This is a genomic window from Roseovarius tolerans (assembly GCF_028885395.1).
Taxonomy (GTDB): Bacteria; Pseudomonadota; Alphaproteobacteria; order Rhodobacterales; family Rhodobacteraceae; genus Roseovarius; species Roseovarius tolerans.
Genome location: NZ_CP118494.1, coordinates 1769473 through 1792938, shown reverse-complemented (window position 1 = coordinate 1792938; position 23466 = coordinate 1769473). Strand labels below are relative to the sequence as shown.

The window sequence follows — 23466 nt, the reverse complement described above, 5'->3', positions numbered from 1 at the left end:
GGCAGGGCGCCGGCAGGTCCCGGGCACACATGGCATCCGTGACCGGCCCACACCGGTCGCCCGCGAAAAAGCGCCGCGCTCTCGGAAAATTTTGCGCTGCCCCCTTCAATTCGACGCGTTTTGGCATACACTCTGCGTCCTGACTCTCAAAGGTGTGCTCGATGTCCAAATCAGATCCTTTCGGTTTCGATATGTCGGTCTCTTCGGCCAAGAAGAAGAACCCGCGTGGTCGGCGTGGCATGTCGGGTGCATCCGAAACCTCGACCCGCGTCTGCGACCATGACGGCTGCAACGAACCCGGCAAGTATCGCGCACCCAAGGCGCCGGACGTGCTTGACGACTATTTCTGGTTCTGCCAGCAGCACGTGCGCGAATATAACCTCAAGTGGAACTTCTTCGACGGCACCACCGAGGCGGAACTGAATGCGCAGATGTCCAAGGACAAAGTTTGGGAGCGCGAAACCAAGCGCTTCAACGACCCCGAGGCGCGGGCTTGGGCACGGCTGGGCATCGAGGACCCGCATCAGGTGCTGGGCGGCAACGCCACGCAAAACCCCGGCAAGAGGAAGGGCGGCGGGCGCAAGCTGCCTCCCACAGAGCGGCGCGCCATCGAGATACTCGAGGCCGAGGACACCTGGACCAAGGCCGAACTGCGCAAGGCCTACAAGTCTCTGATCAAGGTGCTGCACCCCGACATCAACGGCGGCGACCGCAGCCAGGAAGAGCAGTTGCAACAGGTCGTCTGGGCCTGGGACCAGATCAAGGAAAGCCGCAATTTCAAGTAGCGGCACCGCCTGTGTGACCAGATCACAGACACCAGAGACACCAACGCGCATGATCAACAGGTCGCTGCGGGAATGACCCGTAGCCCTCATTCAAAAGGTGCTCTCATGCTCAAGAAAAACGTCGGCACGCTCGATCGCGCGCTGCGCATCATCCTCGGGCTTGGCCTGCTGGCCGGGTTCTTTCTCAACCGCGACGGGGCCTATAGCTGGCTCTACCTGATCGGCATCATTCCGCTGGTTACAGGCCTGATGTCGTCCTGCCCGCTCTATTCGATCTTCGGGCTCTCGACCTGCCCCCTAAAGAAACAGTAAACAATAGAGACGGAGTGCGCCATCACTGGTCAAACTCCAAAGTCGCGTCCCGGCGGGCCATCATTACTCACGGATTCATCCGGGGCTGGCCGGGGCGCGCGCATCATCTCATTCGACAAGATCGTGGCATTGTCCCGTCATCCTCGGGCTTGACCCGAGGATCTCCACGTTCGGCGGAGTCATCCGGTCACGCCGGACGATCACGGCAAGCGCCCCTCTATTCCGCCGCCACCTTGCGGGCGTTCAGCATGTCCTTGAGGTAACGCCCGGTATGGCTGCGCGGCTCATCCGCCACCGCCTCGGGTGTGCCCACGGCAACGATCTCGCCACCGCCGTCGCCGCCCTCGGGGCCGATGTCGATGATATGATCGGCGGTCTTGATGACGTCGAGATTATGCTCGATCACCACCACGGTATTCCCGGCCTCCACCAACTCGTGCAAGACTTCCAACAGCTTCTTCACATCCTCGAAATGCAGGCCCGTCGTCGGCTCGTCGAGGATGTAGAGCGTGCGCCCGGTCGAGCGTTTGGCGAGTTCCTTTGACAGCTTCACCCGCTGCGCCTCACCACCCGAAAGCGTCGTCGCCTGCTGGCCCACCTTGATATAGCCAAGGCCCACGCGCATCAGCGCATCCATCTTCTCGCGGATCGAGGGCACCGCCTTGAAGAACTCCTGCGCCTCTTCCACCGTCATATCCAGAACGTCCGCTATGCTCTTGCCCTTGAAGCGAATTTCAAGCGTCTCTCGGTTGTAACGCGCGCCCTTGCAGGTCTCGCATTCGACATAAACGTCGGGCAGGAAATGCATCTCGATCTTGATCACCCCATCGCCCTGGCACGCCTCGCAGCGCCCGCCCTTGACGTTGAAGCTGAATCGCCCCGGCTTGTAGCCGCGCGCCTTGGCCTCGGGCAGCCCGGCAAACCAGTCTCGGATAGGCGTGAAGGCCCCAGTATAGGTCGCCGGGTTACTGCGCGGCGTGCGCCCGATGGGGCGTTGGTCGATGTCGATCACCTTGTCGAGGTGTTCCAGCCCCTTGATCGTCTCGCAGGGCGCAGGCACCTGCCGCGCGCCGTTCAAACGCATCGAGGCGGTCTTGAACAGCGTCTCGATGGTGAGCGTCGACTTGCCCCCGCCCGACACGCCCGTCACGCAGACGAATTTGCCTAGCGGAAACTCGGCGGTGACGTCTTGCAAGTTGTTGCCCGTCGCCTTGACCACGGTCAGTTTCTTCTTGTTGCCCTTGCGCCGCTTGGGGGGCACGGCAATCTCGCGCGTGCCCGACAGGTACTGCCCGGTGATCGACGCGGGGTCGGCGGCGACATGATCGGGCGTGCCGTGGCTGACCACCTGACCGCCATGCACACCGGCCCCCGGGCCGATGTCAAAGACGTAATCGGCGGTGCGGATCGCCTCTTCGTCATGTTCGACCACGATCACCGTGTTGCCCTGATCGCGCAGGTTGCGCAGCGTCTGCAAGAGCCGCCCGTTATCACGCTGATGTAGCCCGATGGAGGGCTCGTCGAGCACGTAGAGCACACCCGTCAGGCCCGACCCGATCTGGCTTGCCAGCCGGATTCGCTGGCTCTCACCGCCAGACAGCGTGCCGGCGTTTCGGCTGAGCGTCAGGTAATCGAGGCCCACATTGTTGAGAAAGCCAAGCCGCTCGCGAATTTCCTTGAGGATGGCGCGGGCGATCTCGTTCTTCTGCTTGCCAAGATGCTCCGGCACCGTCTCGCACCAGTCATAGGCCTCGCGGATCGACATCTGCACCACCTGACCGACATGCACACCGGCAATGCGCACCGCCAAAGCTTCCTCGCGCAGCCGGTACCCACCGCAGGCGCCGCAGGGGCGGTTGTTCTGATAGCGTTCGAATTCCTCGCGAATCCAGTTCGAATCGGTCTCGCGATAGCGCCGCTCCATGTTCGGGATCACCCCCTCGAACACGCGGCTGACCTGATAGACGCGGCCCCCCTCGTCATAGCGAAACGGGATTTCCTCCTCGCCAGAGCCATAGAGAAACACCTGTTTCACATGGGCGGGCAGATCCTTCCAAGGGGTCGCCTTGTCGAACTCGTAATGCTTGGCGATGGCGTTGATGGTCTGGGTGAAATAGGGGCTCTTGCCCTTGCGCCAGGGTGCGATGGCCCCGTCGCCGATGCGCAACGCCTCGTCCGGCACGACCAGTTTTTCATCGAAGAACAACTCCATCCCCAGCCCGCCGCACTCCGGGCAGGCCCCGAAGGGCGCGTTGAACGAAAACAGCCGCGGCTCGATCTCGGGGATGGTGAAGCCACTGACCGGGCAGGCGAATTTCTCGGAAAACGTCATCCGCTCCGGCTCACCCTCACGCGGGGCGGTCTCCAGCACGGCGATACCATCGGCCAGATCGAGCGCGGTGCGCAGGCTGTCGGCCAATCGCGTCTCCAGCCCCTCTTTCACCACCAGCCGGTCGACCACAACATCGACATCGTGGCGGAATTTCTTGTCGAGCGTGGGCGGCTCGTCCAACTCGTAGAACTCGCCATCCACCTTGACCCGTTGAAAGCCGGATTTGCGCAGTTCCAGGAATTCCTTGCGATACTCTCCCTTGCGGTCGCGCACGATCGGGGCGAGCAGATAGGCGCGCATGCCCTCCTCCATCGCCATGACGCGATCCACCATGTCCTGAACCTGCTGCGCCTCGATGGGCAGGCCGGTCGCAGGCGAATAGGGCGTGCCAACGCGAGCAAACAGCAGCCGCATGTAATCGTAGATCTCGGTCACGGTGCCGACGGTCGAGCGCGGGTTCTTCGACGTCGTCTTCTGCTCAATGGAAATCGCAGGTGACAGCCCGCTGATGTGATCCACATCCGGCTTTTCCATCATGTCGAGGAACTGCCGCGCATAGGCGCTGAGCGATTCGACATAGCGCCGCTGCCCCTCGGCATAGATCGTATCAAACGCCAGCGACGACTTGCCCGAGCCGGAAAGCCCGGTGATCACAACCAGTTGGTCGCGCGGAATGTCCACGTCGATATTCTTGAGGTTATGCTCGCGCGCGCCGCGCACCTCGATATACTTCAGATCGGCCATTCTGACCCCCGGGATTTACACTTGCCACACATAGAAGAGACGCGGCCCGGGTCCAAGTCAATTTTGCGAACATTACAGGAACGCAGCCCGTGGCCGCCTATTTCTGCGCCAGGGCCCAGGTACAGATCGGGAATTGCGGATCGTTGGTCAGATCGTCGGTGTCGGGATCATGCGCCGGGGGCCAGTCGGCTTCGAGGTTGCGCGCGGCGGCGGCGCGGTTGCCCCATTGCCGCGCGGTGATCCGGTCCTCGTGAAACCCGGCCTCGATCAGCAGGTTCTTCAGCCCCCGCGCACTCCACCGTGAACAATCGACCGGGTCGCCGTGATATGGAATGTAGAACGGCACTGCCAGCCAGAACCAGCCATCGGGCCGCAGCATCTCGCGCACGTGGCGGATGGCGGCATAGGGCCGATCCAGATGTTCCCAGACCTGATTGGCAAGGATGATGTCGAATTGCAGCACCGCGCCGCCCTCGCCGGTATAGGGCCCGTTGCAGATGTCGTATTTCGGATAGCGAAAGCGCGTGTAACTGCGAAAACGGTAGCGATGGCCGTATTTACCGGAGATTTCCGCCGCGTCCATCTCTTCGACATCAAGCGCCCGCAGCCAACGGCGCGAGACCTGCTGCATCACGATCCGGTTGAGACTGGCCACGCGGGTTCCCCTGTTTACGCTTTTACTCTGCCCCGCAAAGACAAAGGGCGCAAGCCTCGGCCCGCGCCCCTGCCCTCATCGGAAACCCTGCTCCGCTCAGATATGGATCACGCGGTCATAGGCATCGAGCACGCTTTCATGCATCATCTCGCTCAGCGTCGGATGCGGGAAGACCGCCTGCATCAGGTCTTCTTCAGTGGTCTCCAACTGACGTCCCACCACGTAGCCCTGAATAAGCTCGGTCACCTCGGCCCCGATCATATGCGCGCCCAACAGCTCGCCGGTTTTTTCGTCAAACACCGTCTTGATCATGCCCTCGGCCTCGCCCATTGCGATGGCCTTGCCATTGCCGATAAAGGGGAAGCGACCGACCTTGACCTTGTGCCCCTTCTCCTTGGCCTGCGCCTCGGTCAGACCGACACTGGCGACCTGTGGCTGACAATAGGTGCAGCCCGCGATGCTGTCGGGATCGACCGCATGCGGATGCCCACCCGCGATCAGCTCCGCCACCATCACGCCTTCATGGCTGGCTTTGTGCGCCAGCCACGGCCCGTTGGTGGCATCCCCGATCACAAAAAGCCCCTCGACCCCGCTGCGGCAGAATTCATCTGTCACGACGAAAGATTTCTCGATCTTCGCGCCCAGCTTTTCCAGCCCCAGACCTTCGGTATTGGCGACGATGCCGACGGCGGAGATCACCGTGTCGAACTCGTGCTTCTCGACCTTGCCATCCACCTCGATATGCGCGGTCACCTTGTCCTTGGCGCGGTCCAGCTTCTTGACCATGGCCTTGACCTTGATCTTCATCTTCTGCTTCTCAAAGGATTTCTTGGCGAAGGCGGAAATCTCGGCATCCTCGACCGGCAGAATGCGGTCCATCACCTCGACCACGGTCGTATCGGCGCCAAGCGTGTTGTAGAAGCTGGCGAATTCGATGCCGATGGCACCCGAGCCGATGACAAGCAATTTCTTGGGCATATGCGGCGGCACCAGCGCGTGCTTGTAGGTCCAGACCCGTTCACCATCAGCCTCCAGCCCCGGCAATTCGCGTGCCCGCGCGCCAGTGGCAAGCACGATGTTTTTCGAGGTCAGCTCCTCGGTGCCCTTGTCGGTCTTGACGCTCACCTTGCCCTTGGCGGGCAGCGTCGCCTCGCCCATCACCACGGTGATCTTGTTTTTCTTCATCAGATGCGCCACGCCGCCGCTGAGTTGCTTGGCCACCCCGCGCGAGCGTTTGACGACCGCGTCAAGATCATAACCGATCCCCTCGGCGCTCAGCCCGAATTCCTTGGCGCGGTGCATCAGGTGAAACACCTCCGACGACCGCAGCATCGCCTTGGTGGGGATACAGCCCCAGTTGAGGCAGATGCCGCCCATATGCTCGCGCTCGACGATGGCCACCTTGAGGCCCAGTTGCGCGCCCCGGATCGCGGCGACATAGCCGCCCGGCCCTGCCCCGATCACGATCATGTCATAGCTGTTCGACGCCATATGGCCCTCCACTTGCAAATTTAGTTTGGTATTAAACTATTTTTGGAATGACCACAACGCGCCAAAGCCCGCCGGTTGCGCAAACACCCGGCAGACACCTGTTTTGTCTGGCTTAAAGATCGGCTTCAGGCTGCCGCCATGACCTGACGCAGCGTGGCCCCATATCCGCCTTCGGCCTCGAAGGCACGCTCCAGCGCGGTGGAGGGACGCGACAAAGCCTCGTTGCGATAGGGAAAGCGTCCGAATTGGCGGATCACTTCGCGATGCGCGCGCGCATGCGTCATGTTCTCGGGGCCGTGCTCCGGCATCCGCTCGCAGATCAGCCGCACGCAGCGTTCCTGATCACACAGGTTCTCGGAATGCATCAGAGGCAGGTAGAAGAACTGTCGCGCCGGTTCATCGATCTTGAGATCCCAGCCCCGGTTGATCGCCACCTTCGCCGCCGCAAGCGCCACCTTGTCGGTGGCAAAGGCCCGTGCCTCATTGCGGAACATGTTGCGCGGAAACTGATCGGTCAGGATGACATAGGCCAGCGTGCCGGTAGGATAGGTCAGCCAGAGGCTGTAAGCCCCCGCGCGGGCGTTTTCCCAACCACTTTGGAATCGCTTTCGCACGGTGTCGTCCAATGTATCGGACACCTTGTACCACCCTTGCGGACCCACCTCGTCCAACCAGAACCCAAGAACATCTTCGGGCGAAACCATAGGACTCTCCTCATTCCCCTATGACAATAAGATGACGTTAACGCGAGTTAACGGTATTTTCACAGTAAAATAATACTTCAAGAGGGACATAAACACCGGATTACCCCTGATTTTCGTCCTGCGCGCTCTCGATGGCGACTTCTTGCGCATATTCGACGGCCATTGGTGACGACTCCGGGGAAACCGGCTGGTAGCTATCGGTCTGCTGCATTGACGGTGCGGCGCGCTGCGTCATCCGGTAGATCGCATAGCCCACCAGCGCGAACATCAGGACCGCGATATAGAGAAAATAGCCCCCCGGCCCAATCACACCCATCATCCAGCCGACGATCAGCGGCCCGGCAATCGCGCCAAGCCCGTTGATAAAGACCATGCCGCCTGCCGCAGCCGCCATGTCGTCATGCTCCAGAAAATCGTTGGTATAGGCGATCAGCAGCGAATAGATCGGATTCGAGGTGCCCCCCACCAGCACTGCGGCCAAGATCAGAAACCAGTAGTTGTCGCCAAACATCATGCCGACAAGCGCGCCGCCCCCGGTGATCAGCGACACGCCCGCAATCAGCTTGCGGCGGTCCATCCGGTCCGACATCCAGCCAATCGGATACTGCGCCACCACCGCCGCCACGTAGAACGCAGCGACAAATGCCGAGATCTGCGGCACGCTCAGCCCCGCCTCGGCCCCGTAGACCGCCGCCATGCCGAATTGCGCCGCGAACACTCCCCCGGTGAGCAGCATGCCGACGCAGCCCAGTGGCGAAATTTTCATGATCTGCCGCAGCGACAGCGGCTTGGTCGTGCCAAAGGCGGGCGTCGGGCTGACCGACAGCAGGATCGGCGCGAAGGCAAGCGAGACGAGAACCGACGGGATCACGAAAAGCACATAGCCCGACGGGTCCGCCAGAACCATGATCGCCTGCGCCGAAACGATGCCGACCATCTGCACCATCATGTAGAGCGACAGCGCCTTGCCGCGCGTCGCATTGGTCGCCGAATTGTTGAGCCAGCTTTCCGCCGTGACATAGACGCCCGAGAAACAAAATCCGATCAGCACCCGGCCAATCGACCAGGCCCAGGGCTCCGTCACGGTCGGATAAAGGATCAGCACCGCCGAGATCATCGAGCCGAGCGCCGCGAAGACCCGCACATGTCCGACCCGGCGGATCATCTCGGGGGCCATGCGCGATCCGAACAGGAAGCCGACGAAATACGACGACATGACGACCGACATCTCGAAGGTCGAGAACCCTTCAAGCGCGCCGCGAATACCCAGAAGCGTGCCCTGCATGCCATTGCCGACTTGCAGCAGCATCATGCCCAAAAGCAGCGCCCAAGCCCCCGACAATACCTGAAACATCACGTCTCTCCGTCAACCCACCCCAGCCTCGCAAAGCCCGGACGCGCGCGTCTGCGTCAATCGCGACTCAATCTGTCGCGCTCGTATCTCGCCTGTCAGGGTTTGGTGCCGGTATCAACAGCGAAGCATCACCATAGGAAAAGAAGCGATAGCCCTGCGCCACGGCATGCGCGTAGATACGCCGGATTTCATCCGGCCCCATAAGCGCCGAAACCAGCATCATCAGCGTCGACTTGGGCAGGTGGAAATTGGTCATCAACGCATCGGTGACGCGGAACTCGAACCCCGGATAGATGAAGATATCGGTGTCGCCCTGCCACGGTACGATATCGCCAGTGGCGCGCGCCGCCGTCTCGATCAGGCGCAGGGCGGTTGTGCCGACCGGGATGATCCGCCCGCCCGCTGCCCGCGTTTCGGCGATCTCGGCAGCGGCCTGCGCGCTCACCTCGCCCCACTCGGCATGCATCTTGTGGCTGGTGACGTCCTCGACCTTCACCGGCAAAAAGGTGCCCGCCCCCACATGCAGCGTCACATGGGTGAAGGTCACCCCCCGGGCGCGCAGATCGTCCAGCACGACCTCGTCGAAATGCAGCGACGCCGTTGGCGCGGCCACTGCCCCCGCGTTGCGCGCCCAGACCGTCTGATAATCCTCGCGATCCTGTGCATCCGCCGGCCTCTTGGCGGCGATATAGGGCGGCAGCGGCATGGCGCCTGCGGCATCGAGCGCCGCGTCGAAATCATCGCCCGTTAGGTTGAAGCGCAGCCGCCCCTGCCCCTCGTCCTTGGCCACGAGCACCGCCGAGAGCGCATCGGAAAACACGATGTCCTCGCCCTCGCGCACCTTCCTGAGCGGCTTGATCAATGCAGACCATGTGCCGTCCGCGCCCGGCTCCAGCAGTGTCACCTCGATCTTCGCGGCACCTTCGCCCGGTGCGCCGTGGCGATGCCGCCTGCCGCTCAGCCGAGCCGGGATCACCTTGGTATCGTTAAGCACCAGCCGGTCCCCCGGCCGCAACCAGTGACCCAGATCGGTCACGCGGGCATCATGGATGACCTCCCCCTGCGCCACCAATAGCCGCGCCGACCGGCGCGGGCGCGCGGGCCGTGTAGCGATCAGCGTCTGCGGCAGGTCAAAGTCGAAATCTGTCAGTTTCATCGGTCATTTCTATCGTAGATCGGTGCTCGATTCTCGGACTCACCCTGTCCCGATTGCCGCGACGTGGCAGGAGGACCGCCGCCGTCGACCGTCGGCGCAGGCCTGCGGAACATCTCGCGCAGGAAACCCGGCGTCAGGGCAGAAAGAGGATTGACCCCGACATCCGGGTTCGCGGCGGGCCCTTTGAGCGTATAATTGAACCCGATAAGCCCCTCGCCGGGGCGGGTAAAGACCTCGCCGATGGCATTCAGCACATATACCGGCGAGATCACGCCCTGCATGTCCATCCGCTTGCTCGCAAGATTGTAGAACCCGTCCATCGAAATACCCACCGACGCCCCGACAGCGCTCCCCTCAAGCAGGGTCAGCCGCGTAGGCGTCAGGCGGAACCGCGCATCGACGCTCCCGAAATGCAGGCCCTGACCGGAGAACTGTTCCAACAGGCCAACGACGCTGATCGTGTTCAAGAGCGCCGCGAGCGCGGGGGCCTCTCTGACGCGCAATTGCTGGATCGCCAGAACGCCATCATAACTGCCAGGCTCGGGCGCGGGGGTCAGGATCAGTTCCATCGTACCCTCGCGTGCCTGCTTGAGCAGCCCCGCCGCCGCCAGCACCCGCCCGGCATCGTCGCTGCGAATGCGAAACGCGCTGCGCCCCTGCATCGGCACCACGTCGCCGGTGATCGGCGTTATTCCGTTGAGCTGCCCGGTAAAACTGCCCTTGGTGCCGCCTGCCGTGTTCAGATCCCCGCGAAACTGCGTCAGGGCCAGCGTGTCCGACACCTGCAACCGGTCGAGCCGGAGGGTGACCGGACCGCCGCCGCCCGCGCCACCACCTTCACCCATGAGCGAGGTCTGCCGCAGATCGACCTGACCGCCGGCCACCTCGATCCGCGGCACAGCCCCCGGCCCGCGCCCGATCAGCGACACCGGCGCATTCAGCCAATCGCCGATCTCGACGCTGGTGAAATTGGCCCGCTCCAACCCGCCTTGCGGATTGATCGTGACCGACCCCGTCGCGCGCAACCCTGCCGCAGAGACGCTCACCCCGTCGATCCCGGGCGGCTGACCGGGGCGGCCCAATTGCCCGGTCACATCCAGCCGCCCGGTGCCGCCCTGACTGAGCGACCAGCCAAGCTGCGGGATGCGCAGGCCAATTCCCGCAAGGTCCGAGGTCAGTGCGAATTGCCCCGGGTTGTCCTTGCCAAAGCCAATCTCGATCTCAGCCCACCCGGCCCCTGACAGGCTGCCGGGCGGCAATCCGATCTCGAACTCATCGACAAACCGTTCCGACAGTTCGATCTGCCCGCGCACCCGGCTCTCGCCGCCCGTGTTCGGGCCGAGCGCCATGCTCCAGTCCCCCGAAAGCGGCACGGCACCGATCCGCGCTTCCCCGCCGATCTGAATACGCTCGTTGCTGGCCTCGACCTCCAGCACACTCGCCGTCAGCACGCGCCCCTCGACCAGCGTCTCCGAGCGCACGTCGCGCAACACACCCTGCGCCTCGAAGGCGACTTCCTCGGGCGTCAGCTGATCCTTGAGCAGAAAGTTGAGATCGCCGTCCAATCGCGCGCGCCCATCGGCCAGCGAGACCGGCTGCCCCGCCTTCGTCAAAAAGCGGAACGGCGGCGCATCGAGCAGCGACAGCGCAGCGGTGATCGTGCTGTCGGTCTTCATATGCGCCTGTGCGGGACTTTGCTTGATGCGCAGGTCCGGGATCGAAAAGGTCGTGCCCGAGATGTCGATGCGCCCGCCCTGCGCCGCCGTGACATGGCCGCGCTCGGCATGCACCACAAAGCGGTTGTCATGGATCGAGGCATGGCCCTTGGCCCCCTCGATCGGCGGCACGTCGCGCACATATACCGCACTCAGATCCTCGAAATCGAAGCCAAGGAAAACCTCCGGCAGCGCCCCCGCCTCGGCGCGCAGCGCCAGTTGAATATCGCTCAGCGTGGCCTTGAGGATGTTCTCGACCATCCAGTCACGGGTCTTGGGCTTGACCGCCTCCGGCCACAGCGCCAGCAAACGCTCGGGCGTGATGGCGTCCATCGCCCCCTCCAGCGACAACGCCCAACCGTCGCTCTGGCCTCGCACCTCACCGCTCAGGCGCAAGGTTTTGCCCTGATCATTCAGGCGAAACGCCCCGAGGGACAGCACGAAAGGCTCCAGTTGCAGACGCAGATCCAGCGACGCGCCCTCGAAGGACACCGGCTCGGGATAGACCTCTGCCGGATCGGCCACGATCTCCCCGAACGCGATCTGCGCCTGCAATTCACGGGGCCAGCCATCCTCCATCCCCACCAGTCGCGCCGTGCCTTCGGCACGCGCGCGGCCCCAGCTGCTATCGACCGACAATTCGGTAAAGCGGATTTCCTGCGTCGCAGGATCATAGGTGAAATAGCTGCGCACGGCCTCGAACGGGATCGGCAAGGTTGCCGGATTTGGCTGAAGCACACCAGCCTCGATCTGCAACGTTGCATTGAGCGGGCCAAGCCGCCCGTCGCCATCGACCGCCGCCCGCAGCGCCCCCGAGATCGGCGCATCGAGTGCGGCAAGCCAGGCAAGCGCCGGCGACTGCCCGGCGATCTCGCCGGCCGGCATGTCCTCGAAGCGCACGCCGAAATCCGCCGCCGTGGCCCCGATCGCGGTGGTGTAGTTCACCTCGATCGAGGTGGCATATTCGCGCGCGCCCAGCACCGTCACGTTGCCGCGCAGCGTGACCTGATCGCCCTCGCGGCTCAGCCGCAATTCGCCGCCATCGGCGGACCACGCCCGGCCCGCGCGCGCATCCTCGTAGCGCAGGCTCAGGTTTTCCGCCAGGACCTCGCGCAGCGAGGCCAGCTGCGGCTGCGCCAGAACCGCGCCGATCTGTTCGGTGACAGACCCCTCCAGGGCATCACCTGTCCCCTCGACCGCGACCGACAACTCGCCCGAGGCGCGGCGGCGCAGCACCAGCCGCCCGCCATCCGCCCGCACGGTCGACGGACGCACCTGACCCTGCAACAGCGCGCCACGCGACAGCGACACCTCCAGCGCCGCCAGATCGGCCAGCCGCCGCCCGCTCTCGTCGTCAAAGGACACCTCTCGCAAGGCGATGCGCGGCACCATGTCCGGCCCAAGGCTCAGCCCAAGTTCCTCGAAAGTCAGCACATAACCGGTCAGGCCACGATTGATCCGGTCGCTCAGGTCGGCCCTGATCCAGCCCGGGGCCGTGACCCCCGCCGCCAGAACCGCAAGCAGCGCCAGCACCAGAACGAGGACCAGCACCGAACAGCCGAAACAGAACTGGCCAAGATGATGCAACAGCCCACGCCGCCCCTCGCGCCCGCGCACGGGGGTCTCCGCCGTGCCCGGCGTGTTGTCCTCTGGCCGTTCTGTTTCGCTCATAGTGTTCGGTCGGGCACCTTATCTGCGTCCCGTCTCTGCCTCATGTCTTTATTCTCGTCTGTTGCGGTCTAATATGGAACTCACAATTTTTCATCAAAGGGAAAGCTCATGTCCGACACCTCCGCCCCCGATTTCACCCTGCCGCGCGATGGCGGCGACAGCGTGACCCTCTCCGGCCTGCGCCCGCGCGCCGTGGTGCTGTTCTTCTATCCGCGCGATGATACCTCGGGCTGTACCAAGGAGGCGGTCGGCTTTTCCGGCCTTCAGGCCGAGTTCGAGGCCGCAGGTGCCGTCGTCATGGGTATTTCCAAGGACAGCGTTGCCAGCCACGACAAATTCCGCGACAAGCACGGGCTGACGGTGCCGCTCTTGTCGGATGCCGAAAGCGAGGTCTGCGAGGCGTTCGGCGTCTGGAAGGAAAAGAGCATGTATGGCAAGAAATTCATGGGCATCGATCGCTCGACCTTCCTGATCGACGGCGAGGGTCGCATCGCGCGCGAATGGCGCAAGGTGAAGGTGCCCGGTCATGCCGAAGAGGTGCTCCACGCGGTGCGCACATTGTGAGCGCCAAGACCCTTGCAGAGATGGCTGTCGAGGTGCTCAGCACCAAGGACGGCCGCACCAAGACCGCCCTGTCGCGCACGCACGCTGCCTCTTGGGCCGCGGCGCGCGGCGCGGCGGGCCGCGACATTCCCCTCGGCCATGCCGCCCCGCCACAGCGACCGGCGCGCCCCGACCGGCCGGAATTGCTTGATCCGAGCGACGTGCCGCGACGCCGCCCCGGCTCGGACAAGGGGCGCATCGCCATGTTGCACGCGGTGGCGCATATCGAGCTCAACGCCGTCGACCTGCACTGGGACATCATCGCGCGGTACACCGACACGCCGATGCCCATCGGATTCTATGATGACTGGGTCAAGTCGGCGGATGAGGAATCCAAGCACTTCAACCTGATCTGCGATTGCCTCGAAGAGATGGGCAGCCATTACGGTGCCCTGCCCGCCCATGCGGGCATGTGGCGCGCCGCCGAGGATACCGCCGGTGATCTGATGGGCCGCCTCGCCGTGGTGCCGATGGTGCTCGAGGCGCGCGGTCTCGACGTCACCCCCGGCATGATCGCCATCTTCGAGCGCGCGGGCGCCACCCGTGCGGTCGAGGCGATGCAGGTGATCTATGCCGAAGAAGTCCATCACGTCGCCTATGGCTCCAAGTGGTTCCATTTCCTCTGCGGTCGCCACGATCTCGATCCCAAGCCGGTGTTTCACGATCTCGTCCGGCGCTATTTCCACGGTGCGCTGAAGCCTCCCTTCAACGAGGAAAAGCGCGCCGAGGCCGGGATACCGCCCGACTTCTACTGGCCTTTGACCGAGAGCGCCACAACGCCTGGTTGAGACAAGCCGCCGAATATAGGCGATTTTCCGCCAACTTGGCAGGAAACGGCCCAGATGCCCCCCTGATTTGGTCAAATTTCTTGCCCAAGGTTTGCCCACTGGCTAAGCAGTGGCCCAAGGCGTCGCTTTCGAGCAACAAGAACGTCGCGAACCGGAAGGGCAATTAGGGACAGAGACCGCGTGAGAACACGACTGGGCATAAGACTTCATTCACTCCTGGAGCGCTACTTTCCCGAGAGACGGGTCTTTCTGCGTTCCGATACCGACACACGCTTCATCCGGCTTGGTCCCGCGACACAGCTGATTGCCTGCGGCGGCGCGGCGGCGATCGTCGCATGGGCGATCATCGCGACCTCGGTGCTGGTGATGGATTCGATCGGGGCGGGCAATTTCCGCGAGCAGGCCAAGCGCGAGTTGCAGACCTATGAAATGCGGCTCAACGCGCTTGCCGACGAACGGGACAAGCGCGCGCAAGAGGCGCTTGCCGCGCAGGAACGGTTCAGCTTCGCCCTCGAACAGATTTCCATCATGCAGTCCGAACTTCTCGCCTCCGAAACCCGGCGGCAGGAACTGGAAACCGGCATCGAGGTTATTCAGGCCACGCTGCGCCGCACCATGACCGAGCGCGAAGACGCACAGCAAGAAGCAGAGCGCCTGGCCAACGCGCTCGACGCTGGCGGGGCCGAAACCCCGGGCGAGAACGGCAACTCGGCTGGTGACAGCACGGTGAACTTCCTGTCCGCCGCCCTCGCCGACGCCGCCGAGGCGCGCGACCAGACCATCGCCGATGCGCAAGAGGCGCTCATCCGGGCCGACGAGATGGCCTATGAACTGCGGCTTTTGCAGGACCAGAACGACCAGATTTTCAGCCAGCTTGAAGACGCGATGGCGATCTCGGTCGAACCGCTCGACAAGATGTTCCGCGCCGCAGGGCTCAATACCGACCGGCTGCTCGACACGGTGCGCCGGGGCTATTCCGGCCAGGGCGGCCCGCTCATGCCCGCCTCGTTCTCGACGCGCGGCGAGACGCTGTCACCCGACGCCGAACGCGCCAACCGCATCCTGGGCCGCCTCGACCAGTTAAACCTCTACCGGCTCGCTGCCGAAAAGGCCCCCTTCGCCCTGCCCGTCAAGAGCGGTTTCCGCTTCACATCGGGCTACGGAATGCGGTGGGGACGCCTGCATGCCGGGACAGACTTCGCGGCACCGCACGGCACACCCATCTACGCCACGGCTGACGGTGTCGTCGGTCACGCGGGCTGGCAGTCGGGCTATGGTCGCCTCGTGAAGATCGACCACGCCTTCGGCATCGAGACCCGCTACGCCCATATGTCCCGAATCCGCGTGAAGCCCGGTCAAAGGGTCTCGCGCGGAGATAGAATTGGTGATATGGGCAACACAGGACGGTCCACCGGCACCCATCTGCACTACGAAGTCCGCGTGGACGGCAAGGCCGTCAACCCCATGACCTACATCAAGGCAGCGAAAAATGTTTTCTAAGAGCAAGATCAACGAACCCGCGCAAAAACCGGCCGAGAGCAAACCGGCCAGTTCCGAGAACCGTCTCGACAGCGCGCGCCCCGACAGCAACACCGGCGAGTTCAAGGCGCAGGCCCCCAAGGCCAAGCCGCCCGCTTCGGTTCTCTCGACCGACCTGCACATCACCGGCAATCTCAAGACCACCGGCGATATCCAGGTCGAAGGCACGATCGAGGGCGATATCCGCGCGCATTTGCTGACCATCGGCGAAGGCGCCACGATCAAGGGCGAGGTGATCGCCGATGACGTGGTGATCAATGGCCGCATCGTTGGCCGGGTGCGTGGTCTCAAGGTGCGACTCACCTCCACCGCCCGGGTCGAGGGTGACATCATCCACAAGACCATCGCGATCGAGAGCGGCGCACATTTCGAAGGTTCGGTGCAACGGCAGGACGATCCGCTGTCGGGCAACAAATCCGCCGCCAAACCGGCGCAGACCCAGGCACAGACCGCGGCGCCCGCCCAACAACCCGCCGCAAAACCTGCGGATGCCAAGCAGGGCTGACCCCGGTCACATCGTTTGCAAAAAGGCACCCTGCGGGGTGCCTTTTTTATTGTCTCACGCCTCCAGCTCGGCATCCCAGTAAAGGAAATCGAGCCAGCTTTCATGCAGGTGGTTGGGCGGAAACTTGCGCCCCATGTTGCGCAATTGCTCGGCCCCGGGCGGACGCGGCGGCTTGCGCAGGCTCATGTTGACCTGCCGCAGGCTGCGCGAGCCCTTGCGCAGGTTGCACGGGCTGCAGGCGGCCACGACATTCTCCCAGCTTGTCACACCACCACGGGCGCGCGGCACCACGTGATCAAAGGTCAGATCGCCCTTGGCCCCGCAATACTGACAGCGGAATTCATCCCTCAGAAATAAATTAAAGCGCGTGAAGGCCACGCGCTTTTGAGGTTTCACAAAGTCTCTGAGGACGATGACAGAGGGTATCCGTATCTCTGTACTCGGACTGCGCACCCAGTGGTCATATTCGGCCACGATGTCCACCCGGTCCGACCACGCCGCCTTGACCGCCTCCTGCCACGTCCAGAGCGATAGCGGATAGTAGGACAGCGGCCGGTAATCGGCGTTGAGCACCAGAGCCGGGAAATGCCGCAGCGCGGCAGGCTCTCTTACAAATTCGGTTCTGAAATCCCCGTCCATCGTCTGAACTGCCCTTCTTGCGGCCCACGCTCCCAAGCGGCAAGGCGGAATTCCCCTCACCTCTATGCCACTATATATCGTGTTCGGCGGCTGGCAAGCCTGCTATATCGCAGCATATCTAGATAGCGATATAGAAGGCAAACGTAACTTTGCCATGACAGGTTTCAAGCTGCCGCCTCGTCCTGCCCCGACGCCTGCCGCTGCCAGAGCGCGGCATAGCGGCCCTGCCGCGCCAGCAGGTCCGCATGCGTGCCCTCTTCGACGACAACCCCCTGATCCAGAACGACAATCCTGTCGGCCCCGGCGACCGTGGACAGGCGGTGCGCGATCATGATCACGGTGCGCCCCTCTGCTGCACGTGCGAGCGCCTCCTGAATCTCGCCTTCGGTCTGCGTATCGAGCGCGCTGGTCGCCTCATCAAGCAGAAGGATCGGCGGGTTTTTCAGCAGGGTGCGCGCGATGCCGACGCGCTGTTTCTCGCCCCCCGACAGCTTCAGCCCGCGCTCGCCCACCTGCGTCGCATAGCCTTCGGGCAGGCTCGCTATGAAGTCATGAATCTGCGCCGCACGCGCGGCCTCTTCGATCTCGTCCTGACTGACCCCGTCGCGCCCATAGGCGATATTATAGCCAATCGTGTCATTGAACAGAACGGTATCCTGCGGCACCACGCCAATGGTGGCGTGCAGGCTGTCCTGGGTCACGTCGCGCACATCCTGCCCGTCGATGCGCACCGCCCCCGCCTGCACATCGTAGAACCGAAAGAGCAGACGCCCGATGGTCGACTTTCCCGACCCGGAGGGACCGACCACCGCCAGTGTCTGCCCGGGCCCGACATCAAGCGACACACCCCTGAGGATCGGGCGCGCCGGATCATACCCGAACTCCACCGCATCGAATGTGATGGCCGCGCCTTTCACTTTCAGCGCATGGGCATCCGGTTTTTCGGCAACGTCGGGATTTTTCTCAAGCATCTCGAACATTTCGCCCATATCGACCAGGGCTTGCCTGATCTCGCGATAGACCGTGCCCAGAAAGTTCAGCGGCATGGTGATCTGGATCATGTAGGCGTTGACCATGACGAAATCGCCCACCGTCATGCTGCCGTCCTGAACGCCCATGGCCGCCATCACCATGACGATGATCAGCCCGCCGGTGATCAGCAAGGATTGCCCGAAGTTCAGAAAGGCCAGTGACTGCGCCGTCTGCAGCGCGGCGCGCTCATAGCCCGCCATCGCCGCGTCATAGCGATCCGCCTCGCGCGCCTCGGCTCCGAAATACTTGACCGTCTCGTAATTCAGCAGACTGTCGATCGCCTTTTGATTGGCGTCGGTGTCCTGATCGTTCATCTCGCGCCGCAGCCGCACACGCCACTCGGTCACCTTGAAGGTAAACGCCGTGTAGGCGGCGATGACAGCGGCCACCACGACCAGATACCAGATGTCGAACAGCGTCCAGAGGATGATCCCGACCAGCAACAGTTCCAGCACCAGCGGCGCGATCGAAAAGAGCAGAAATCGCAGCAGAAAGTCGACGCCCTTGACCCCGCGCTCGATGATCCGGCTCAGCCCGCCGGTCTTGCGCGTGATGTGGTACCGCATCGACATCGCATGGATATGCTGGAACGTCTGCAGGGCGAGCTCCCGCAACGCACGCTGCGCCACCCGTGCAAAGACCGCGTCGCGCAATTGCTGAAAACCCACATTCATCAGCCGCGCCAAGCCATATGCGACGGTCAGCCCGATAGCCCCCGCGCCCAGCATCCACGCCGCCTCCTGACCCTCGCCCGCGAGTGCGTCAACGGCCGCCTTGTAAAAGAAAGGCGTGCCGACCGAGACCAGCTTGGCCGCGACCAGCAGGATGAGCGCGATCACCACCCGCCGTTTGACCCAGGGCTGCCCCTCGGGCCACAGGTAGGGCGCGACGCGCCGGATGGTGATCCAGCCGCTGCTCGACGCCTCGGAGGATGTCACGCGGGATGTGCGCATGGGGATTGGGGCCTTTCATCGGATCGAGGGGCACAGATAGGTCTCTGGCCCTCCAATGACCAGCCCGCACTCATTCGGGCAGTTCGAACACCTGCCCCGGATAAATCAGATCGGGGTCACGAATACGGTCACGATTGGCCTCGAACACCCGCACATAGAGAATGCCCTCGCCATATGTCTCGCGCGAAATCGCCCACAGGGTCGAGCCGGGCTGCACCGTGACGACATCGAGACGCGGCGCATCGGGGGTGACGTCACGGGTGGCGAGAATGGCCTCATCTTCGCGTTTGAACGGGGTTTCGACGCGCGACGTGACCTCGCCCGCCGTGCTGACCTCGTCCACGCGCAGCGTGTAGACGCCCGTATCCACATCCGGCAGCGCGCTTTGCCACCCGCCATCCTCCTCGATTCGCGAGGTCGTAATCGGCTGGTTATCCAGGTAAATCCTGACAAACCCCTCACCACGGCCGCGCCCTGACAGCTGCACCTCTCCCGCCTCGGAATAGGTGATCGCATCAAGCGCGACCGACGACATGACCTCCGGCGTGCGCTCCTGCGGGGATTGCAGGACCCGCACACCGCTTTCATTGGACAGCAACACCGTGGGTTGCTGCGGCTCAGGCGGTGTCGTGATATCCGGCGCGGCTGCCCTTTGCTCCTCCGCGGCTACAACAGGCGCGTCTGCGGGTGCGGCATCGGGCGCGGCTATCGTCTCGACTTCCTCAACCGTGGCGGGCGGGGCGCCCTCAGACGCTGCGGCATCTGTCACGTCAGATACGGCGGCGTCGGTCACTTCGGACGCAGATATCTTGGGCTCAGGTCTCGGCGCGATCAGGATCTCGCCGGTCGATCGGACCTCCGTGCCATCCGTCGCAGAGCGCATGCGCAACGTCAGGACCCGAGGTTGCGAACTCCTCGGAACATCAAGAAACTGAACGAATTTTCCGGCCCCGTCCGGCGCCGCGATGCCGATGTCCTCGTCGTCGATCAGGATCGAGACATCCCAGCCGGGGGCGGCACGACCGGCGACCACCATCTGCCCGTCCGGCTCCAGCCGAAACGTGTCGATGGCCGGCGGTGCGGGCATGTCGGGCATATCGGGCGTGTCGGGCTCCGCCTGCGCCTCTTGGGTGGGTGGCGCGTTGATGGGTTCTGATGCTGGCTCCGCTTCGGCTGCGGGGTCGGTCGACTGTGTCACCTCCGCGCCCGGCGTATCGCCGCGATAGAGATAGATCCCCGCAGCGACCAGGGCCGCCACCGCCAGAGCAACGGCACCCGCAGCAGGCCCAGCCCCTAAACCGGCGAATTTCCTCATCTTTTTTCAACATCCCCTGCCGTGGCACCGCGCCCGGTTGTCGGAGCATAGCAACAAGGCTATCACGGGTCAAAGCAACCCGTTTCAGCCCGGAGTGATCCCATGTCAGAACGATCCGTCTGTGTCTTTTGCGGCGCACGTCCGGGCAAGCGCCCCACATATATGCAGGCCGCGACCGACACCGGCAAGATGCTGGCCGAGAACGGCTGGCGGTTGGTTTACGGCGCGGGGGATGTCGGCCTCATGGGCGCCACGGCGCGGGCCGCACAGCAGGCAGGCGGCAAGACCTTCGGCGTGATCCCCGCGCATCTCGTGCGTCTGGAGGTCGGCAAGCGCGACCTGACGCAATATGTCGTGACCGAAACCATGCATGAACGCAAAAAGGTGATGTTCATGAATTCCGACGCGATCATTGTCCTGCCCGGCGGCGCGGGATCGCTGGACGAGTTTTTCGAGGTCCTGACATGGCGTCAGCTCGGCCTGCATGAAAAGCCGATTTATTTATTGAATACAGAATCGTACTGGACGCCTCTCATGCAAATTCTGGATCACGTCATCGCCGAGGATTTCGCCGCAGACAGCCTCAGAGGCTTTGTGCAGCCTGTTGAATCCGTTCAGGATTTGAGGATCGCCCTGCGCGCCGCCCTGTCCTGACGCAGGCTTGCGGTCGTATAGATCGCGAGCGCGGTCCAGATCATCGCGAAGGCCACGGCGTGCCAGAAGCTGAACGCCTCCTGGAAAATCAGCGTTGCGACAAGGAATTGCAGCGTCGGGTTCAGATATTGCACCAGCCCGACGGTGGCCAGCGTGACGCGCTTGGTGGCATAGCTGAACATGATCAGCGGCGTGCCGGTGAGGATGCCGGAAAACATCAGGAGCAGGCTGTCACGCCAATTGACACCGAATGCCCCATGCCCATCGGAATGAAAATACCACAGCACCGTCAGCGCAATCGGTGAAAGCAGCAGCACCTCGGCCGTGACCGACACCACGGGACCGACCGAAAGCCCCTTTTTCACAAGACCATAGAGGCCGAAGCTCGTAGCGAGGATCAGCGCGATCCAGGGCGGAACGCCAAGGCCCCACGTCAGGGTCACAACCGCACAGAGCGCAAGCGCCACGGCGAAAAGCTGCGCCTTTCCAAGACGTTCACGAAAGGCAATCGCCCCCAGAAGCACCGCCACCAAGGGGAAGATGTAGTAGCCCAGTGAGGCCTCCATCGCGCGCCCGATCTGAATCGAGGTGATGAAAACGAACCAGTTGGTTGAGATCATCAACGCCGCGAAACCGATCAGAAGAATCGACTTTCGCCCCGCAAGCGCCTGACCCAGAACCGAAATTCGCCCCTGCATCAGCAGAACGAAGGCGAAGAACACGCAAGACCACAGCGTGCGATGCGCGAGGATTTCGATGGGCGGGATGTGATCCAGCAGCTTGTAGTAAATGCCCGACAGGCCCCAGACCGTGCAGGTTGCGACCATCGCGATAATCCCTTTGGTCGCCTCGCGCATGATACTGCCGCCCCGTGTTTCGCCCTGCCTCCGTGCTGCCGCAAGCAGACGGCAGGGGCAAGGCGAAAGCGCCGACCCGATGCAGTTTCCACGCACGTGTCATGCAACGGAACGGCGCGCCAAAGCCTCAGAGCTTGGGGTCAAGTTCCGCCTTCAGCATGGTCTCGACCTTGTCGAGTGGGTGGTGGGTGAGGTCCTTGGGAATCTCTGCCACCACCTTGGCCTGAACCTCCTTGTGCAGCGCCTGCCGCAGGTCACCCAAGACAGGCGGGGTGGCGACCAGAACGATCCGCTCAAACGCGCCGCGATGCGCGTACTTGTACAGAATGTCACCCAACTCATGCGCAAAGCGTTCTTTGGCCAGTTCATGCCAATCGGTGTCATCCATGGCCGAACTCTGCCCAACCCCGGTATCGCGCTTGCGCCCCGGACGATTGGCGGATTGATCGTAATCCGACGGGTTTTCCTGCTCGTCCTTGCGCACGACGTCAAGCGCGGGCGAGATCGCATCGACAGAATTGCGCAGGAACAGCGCCTTTTCCCCGTCCGCGATCAACACCCATGTACCATTGGTCAGAACCGCCATTACATCTTCTCCTTGTCACCGCTCTCGTCCTGATCCTGCGCCGTGCCACGCGTCGTCCCGGCTGATGTCTCGTCGTGGCGCTTCTTCTCATCGCGGGTGCCGACCTTGCGGGCAATCTCGCCCCCTGCGCGGCCCGCGACAGAGGGTGCCTTTCGCAAGTTCTCAGGTTTTTCGCCGAGGATTTCTTCGGTCTCCCGGCTGCCATCCTTTGATTTCACACGCTCAGCCATGGGGGCTCCTCCTTTATCATTGCTTCATCATAAAAACGTATGAAAAGCCCGCAGGTTCCGTCAGAAAATCACATCTGATCAAAGCCCTATCACGTCGCACCAAACAAAAAAAGGCCCGCCAGATGGCGGGCCTTCTGCGATCGGGTCAGGCCCAGGATCACATGCGCGATGCGACGTTTTCCCAGTTCACCAGATTGTCGAGGAAGTTCTGGAGATAGGCCGGACGCTTGTTGCGGAAGTCAATGTAGTAGGAATGCTCCCAAACGTCACAGCCCAGAAGCGCTGTCTGACCAAAGCAGAGCGGGTTCACGCCGTTCTCGGTCTTGGTCACTTTCAGCGCGCCATCGGTGTCCTTGACGAGCCACGCCCAGCCAGAGCCGAACTGACCGGCCCCTGCGGCGGCGAAATCTTCCTTGAACTTGTCGAGCGAGCCAAAGCTCTCGGTGATCGCCTTTTCAAGCTCGCCGGGCATGCCGGTGCCGCCGGGGGCCATCATCTCCCAGAACTGGTTGTGGTTCCAGTATTGCGAGGCGTTGTTGAAGATGCCCGACTGCGCGACGGCCTTGGGATCATAAGTGCCCTTGATGATCTCTTCGACCGATTTGCCGTCCCACTCGGTGCCGGCGACGGCCTTGTTGCCGTTATCGACATAGGCCTTGTGGTGGATGTCGTGGTGGTATTCCAGCGTCTCGCGGCTCATGCCGTGATCGGCGAGCGCATCATGCGAATACGGAAGGTCGGGAAGTTCGAAAGCCATGGGTATGCCCCCTGTTCGTTGGTGTTGAAATCCGATGCCCTTACATGGTGGGCGGATCAGGCAAAGGTCAACCCTGTTGGGGCAGAGTT

The 23466-nt window shown here is 62.9% G+C and carries 21 protein-coding genes; 7 read left to right on the top strand and 14 right to left on the bottom strand.

Translation table 11 applies throughout. From position 1 onward, the window contains the following. Positions 1-161: 161 nt before the first annotated feature. The gene (locus PVU19_RS08860) at positions 162-785 is read left to right on the top strand and encodes a J domain-containing protein (RefSeq protein ID WP_050662427.1); all 624 of its coding nucleotides are present in this window, start codon (positions 162-164) and stop codon (positions 783-785) included. A 105-nt stretch (positions 786-890) separates the two neighbouring features. Continuing rightward, a complete protein-coding gene (locus tag PVU19_RS08855; protein WP_050662428.1) occupies positions 891-1097 on the top strand; it encodes a YgaP family membrane protein in 207 nt (68 codons plus the stop codon). A 217-nt stretch (positions 1098-1314) separates the two neighbouring features. Here PVU19_RS08855 and uvrA read toward each other — a convergent pair whose 3' ends face one another. The 7 genes from uvrA to PVU19_RS08820 all read right to left on the bottom strand — a co-directional run bounded on the left by uvrA (position 1315) and on the right by PVU19_RS08820 (position 12919). Beyond that, the gene (gene uvrA / locus PVU19_RS08850) at positions 1315-4173 is read right to left on the bottom strand and encodes an excinuclease ABC subunit UvrA (RefSeq protein WP_050662429.1); all 2859 of its coding nucleotides are present in this window, start codon (positions 4171-4173) and stop codon (positions 1315-1317) included. A 97-nt stretch (positions 4174-4270) separates the two neighbouring features. After that, positions 4271-4828: a class I SAM-dependent methyltransferase gene (locus tag PVU19_RS08845; RefSeq protein WP_050662430.1), complete on the bottom strand. Its 558-nt coding sequence runs from the start codon at positions 4826-4828 to the stop codon at positions 4271-4273. A gap of 96 nt (positions 4829-4924) precedes the next feature. Beyond that, a complete protein-coding gene (gene lpdA / locus PVU19_RS08840) occupies positions 4925-6319 on the bottom strand; it encodes a dihydrolipoyl dehydrogenase (protein WP_050662454.1) in 1395 nt (464 codons plus the stop codon). 125 nt (positions 6320-6444) lie between these two features. Further along, the gene (locus tag PVU19_RS08835; protein ID WP_050662431.1) at positions 6445-7023 is read right to left on the bottom strand and encodes a DUF924 family protein; all 579 of its coding nucleotides are present in this window, start codon (positions 7021-7023) and stop codon (positions 6445-6447) included. Between the two features lie 100 nt (positions 7024-7123). After that, complete coding sequence (locus PVU19_RS08830; RefSeq protein WP_050662432.1) at positions 7124-8377, bottom strand: MFS transporter; 1254 nt, start codon at positions 8375-8377, stop codon at positions 7124-7126. Positions 8378-8444: 67 nt separating this feature from the next. After that, a complete protein-coding gene (gene queA / locus PVU19_RS08825; RefSeq protein ID WP_050662433.1) occupies positions 8445-9533 on the bottom strand; it encodes a tRNA preQ1(34) S-adenosylmethionine ribosyltransferase-isomerase QueA in 1089 nt (362 codons plus the stop codon). After that, positions 9530-12919: a YhdP family protein gene (locus PVU19_RS08820; RefSeq protein WP_050662434.1), complete on the bottom strand. Its 3390-nt coding sequence runs from the start codon at positions 12917-12919 to the stop codon at positions 9530-9532. The genes queA and PVU19_RS08820 overlap by 4 nt, the downstream gene beginning before the upstream one ends. A gap of 108 nt (positions 12920-13027) precedes the next feature. On the opposite strand from PVU19_RS08820, the gene PVU19_RS08815 reads away from it, so the two are divergent. The 4 genes from PVU19_RS08815 to PVU19_RS08800 all read left to right on the top strand — a co-directional run bounded on the left by PVU19_RS08815 (position 13028) and on the right by PVU19_RS08800 (position 16354). Then, positions 13028-13483: a peroxiredoxin gene (locus tag PVU19_RS08815; protein ID WP_050662435.1), complete on the top strand. Its 456-nt coding sequence runs from the start codon at positions 13028-13030 to the stop codon at positions 13481-13483. 20 nt (positions 13484-13503) lie between these two features. Continuing rightward, the gene (locus PVU19_RS08810; RefSeq protein ID WP_050662455.1) at positions 13504-14310 is read left to right on the top strand and encodes a ferritin-like domain-containing protein; all 807 of its coding nucleotides are present in this window, start codon (positions 13504-13506) and stop codon (positions 14308-14310) included. A gap of 180 nt (positions 14311-14490) precedes the next feature. Next, entirely contained in the window at positions 14491-15810 is a 1320-nt protein-coding gene (locus PVU19_RS08805) for a M23 family metallopeptidase (protein WP_200901851.1), read from the top strand. Next, positions 15800-16354 (top strand): bactofilin family protein, encoded by a 555-nt coding sequence (locus PVU19_RS08800; RefSeq protein WP_050662436.1) that lies wholly within the window; start codon positions 15800-15802, stop codon positions 16352-16354. Before PVU19_RS08805 ends, PVU19_RS08800 begins: the two co-directional genes overlap by 11 nt. 54 nt (positions 16355-16408) lie before the next feature. Here the strand turns inward: PVU19_RS08800 and PVU19_RS08795 are convergent, their stop codons facing one another. The 3 genes from PVU19_RS08795 to PVU19_RS08785 all read right to left on the bottom strand — a co-directional run bounded on the left by PVU19_RS08795 (position 16409) and on the right by PVU19_RS08785 (position 20293). Next, positions 16409-16993: an HNH endonuclease gene (locus tag PVU19_RS08795; protein ID WP_050662437.1), complete on the bottom strand. Its 585-nt coding sequence runs from the start codon at positions 16991-16993 to the stop codon at positions 16409-16411. Between the two features lie 164 nt (positions 16994-17157). Continuing rightward, positions 17158-18978: an ABCB family ABC transporter ATP-binding protein/permease gene (locus PVU19_RS08790; protein WP_050662438.1), complete on the bottom strand. Its 1821-nt coding sequence runs from the start codon at positions 18976-18978 to the stop codon at positions 17158-17160. 70 nt (positions 18979-19048) lie between these two features. Then, a complete protein-coding gene (locus PVU19_RS08785) occupies positions 19049-20293 on the bottom strand; it encodes a LysM peptidoglycan-binding domain-containing protein (protein WP_082237527.1) in 1245 nt (414 codons plus the stop codon). A gap of 102 nt (positions 20294-20395) precedes the next feature. Here PVU19_RS08785 and PVU19_RS08780 point away from each other — a divergent pair, with 102 nt between their 5' ends. Further along, positions 20396-20947, top strand: a complete 552-nt coding sequence (locus tag PVU19_RS08780) for an LOG family protein (protein WP_050662439.1) — start codon at positions 20396-20398, stop codon at positions 20945-20947. Here PVU19_RS08780 and rarD read toward each other — a convergent pair. From rarD to PVU19_RS08760, 4 genes are all read right to left on the bottom strand, one after another. Further along, the gene (gene rarD, locus PVU19_RS08775; protein WP_050662440.1) at positions 20908-21804 is read right to left on the bottom strand and encodes an EamA family transporter RarD; all 897 of its coding nucleotides are present in this window, start codon (positions 21802-21804) and stop codon (positions 20908-20910) included. The two genes, PVU19_RS08780 and rarD, sit on opposite strands and share 40 nt — an antisense overlap. 127 nt (positions 21805-21931) lie before the next feature. After that, positions 21932-22390: a baeRF12 domain-containing protein gene (locus PVU19_RS08770; RefSeq protein WP_050662441.1), complete on the bottom strand. Its 459-nt coding sequence runs from the start codon at positions 22388-22390 to the stop codon at positions 21932-21934. Beyond that, on the bottom strand, positions 22390-22620 hold the full coding sequence (locus tag PVU19_RS08765) for a hypothetical protein (RefSeq protein WP_050662442.1): 231 nt from the start codon (positions 22618-22620) through the stop codon (positions 22390-22392). The genes PVU19_RS08770 and PVU19_RS08765 overlap by 1 nt, the downstream gene beginning before the upstream one ends. A 157-nt stretch (positions 22621-22777) precedes the next feature. Further along, positions 22778-23377 (bottom strand): superoxide dismutase, encoded by a 600-nt coding sequence (locus PVU19_RS08760; protein WP_050662443.1) that lies wholly within the window; start codon positions 23375-23377, stop codon positions 22778-22780. Positions 23378-23466 lie beyond the last annotated feature (89 nt).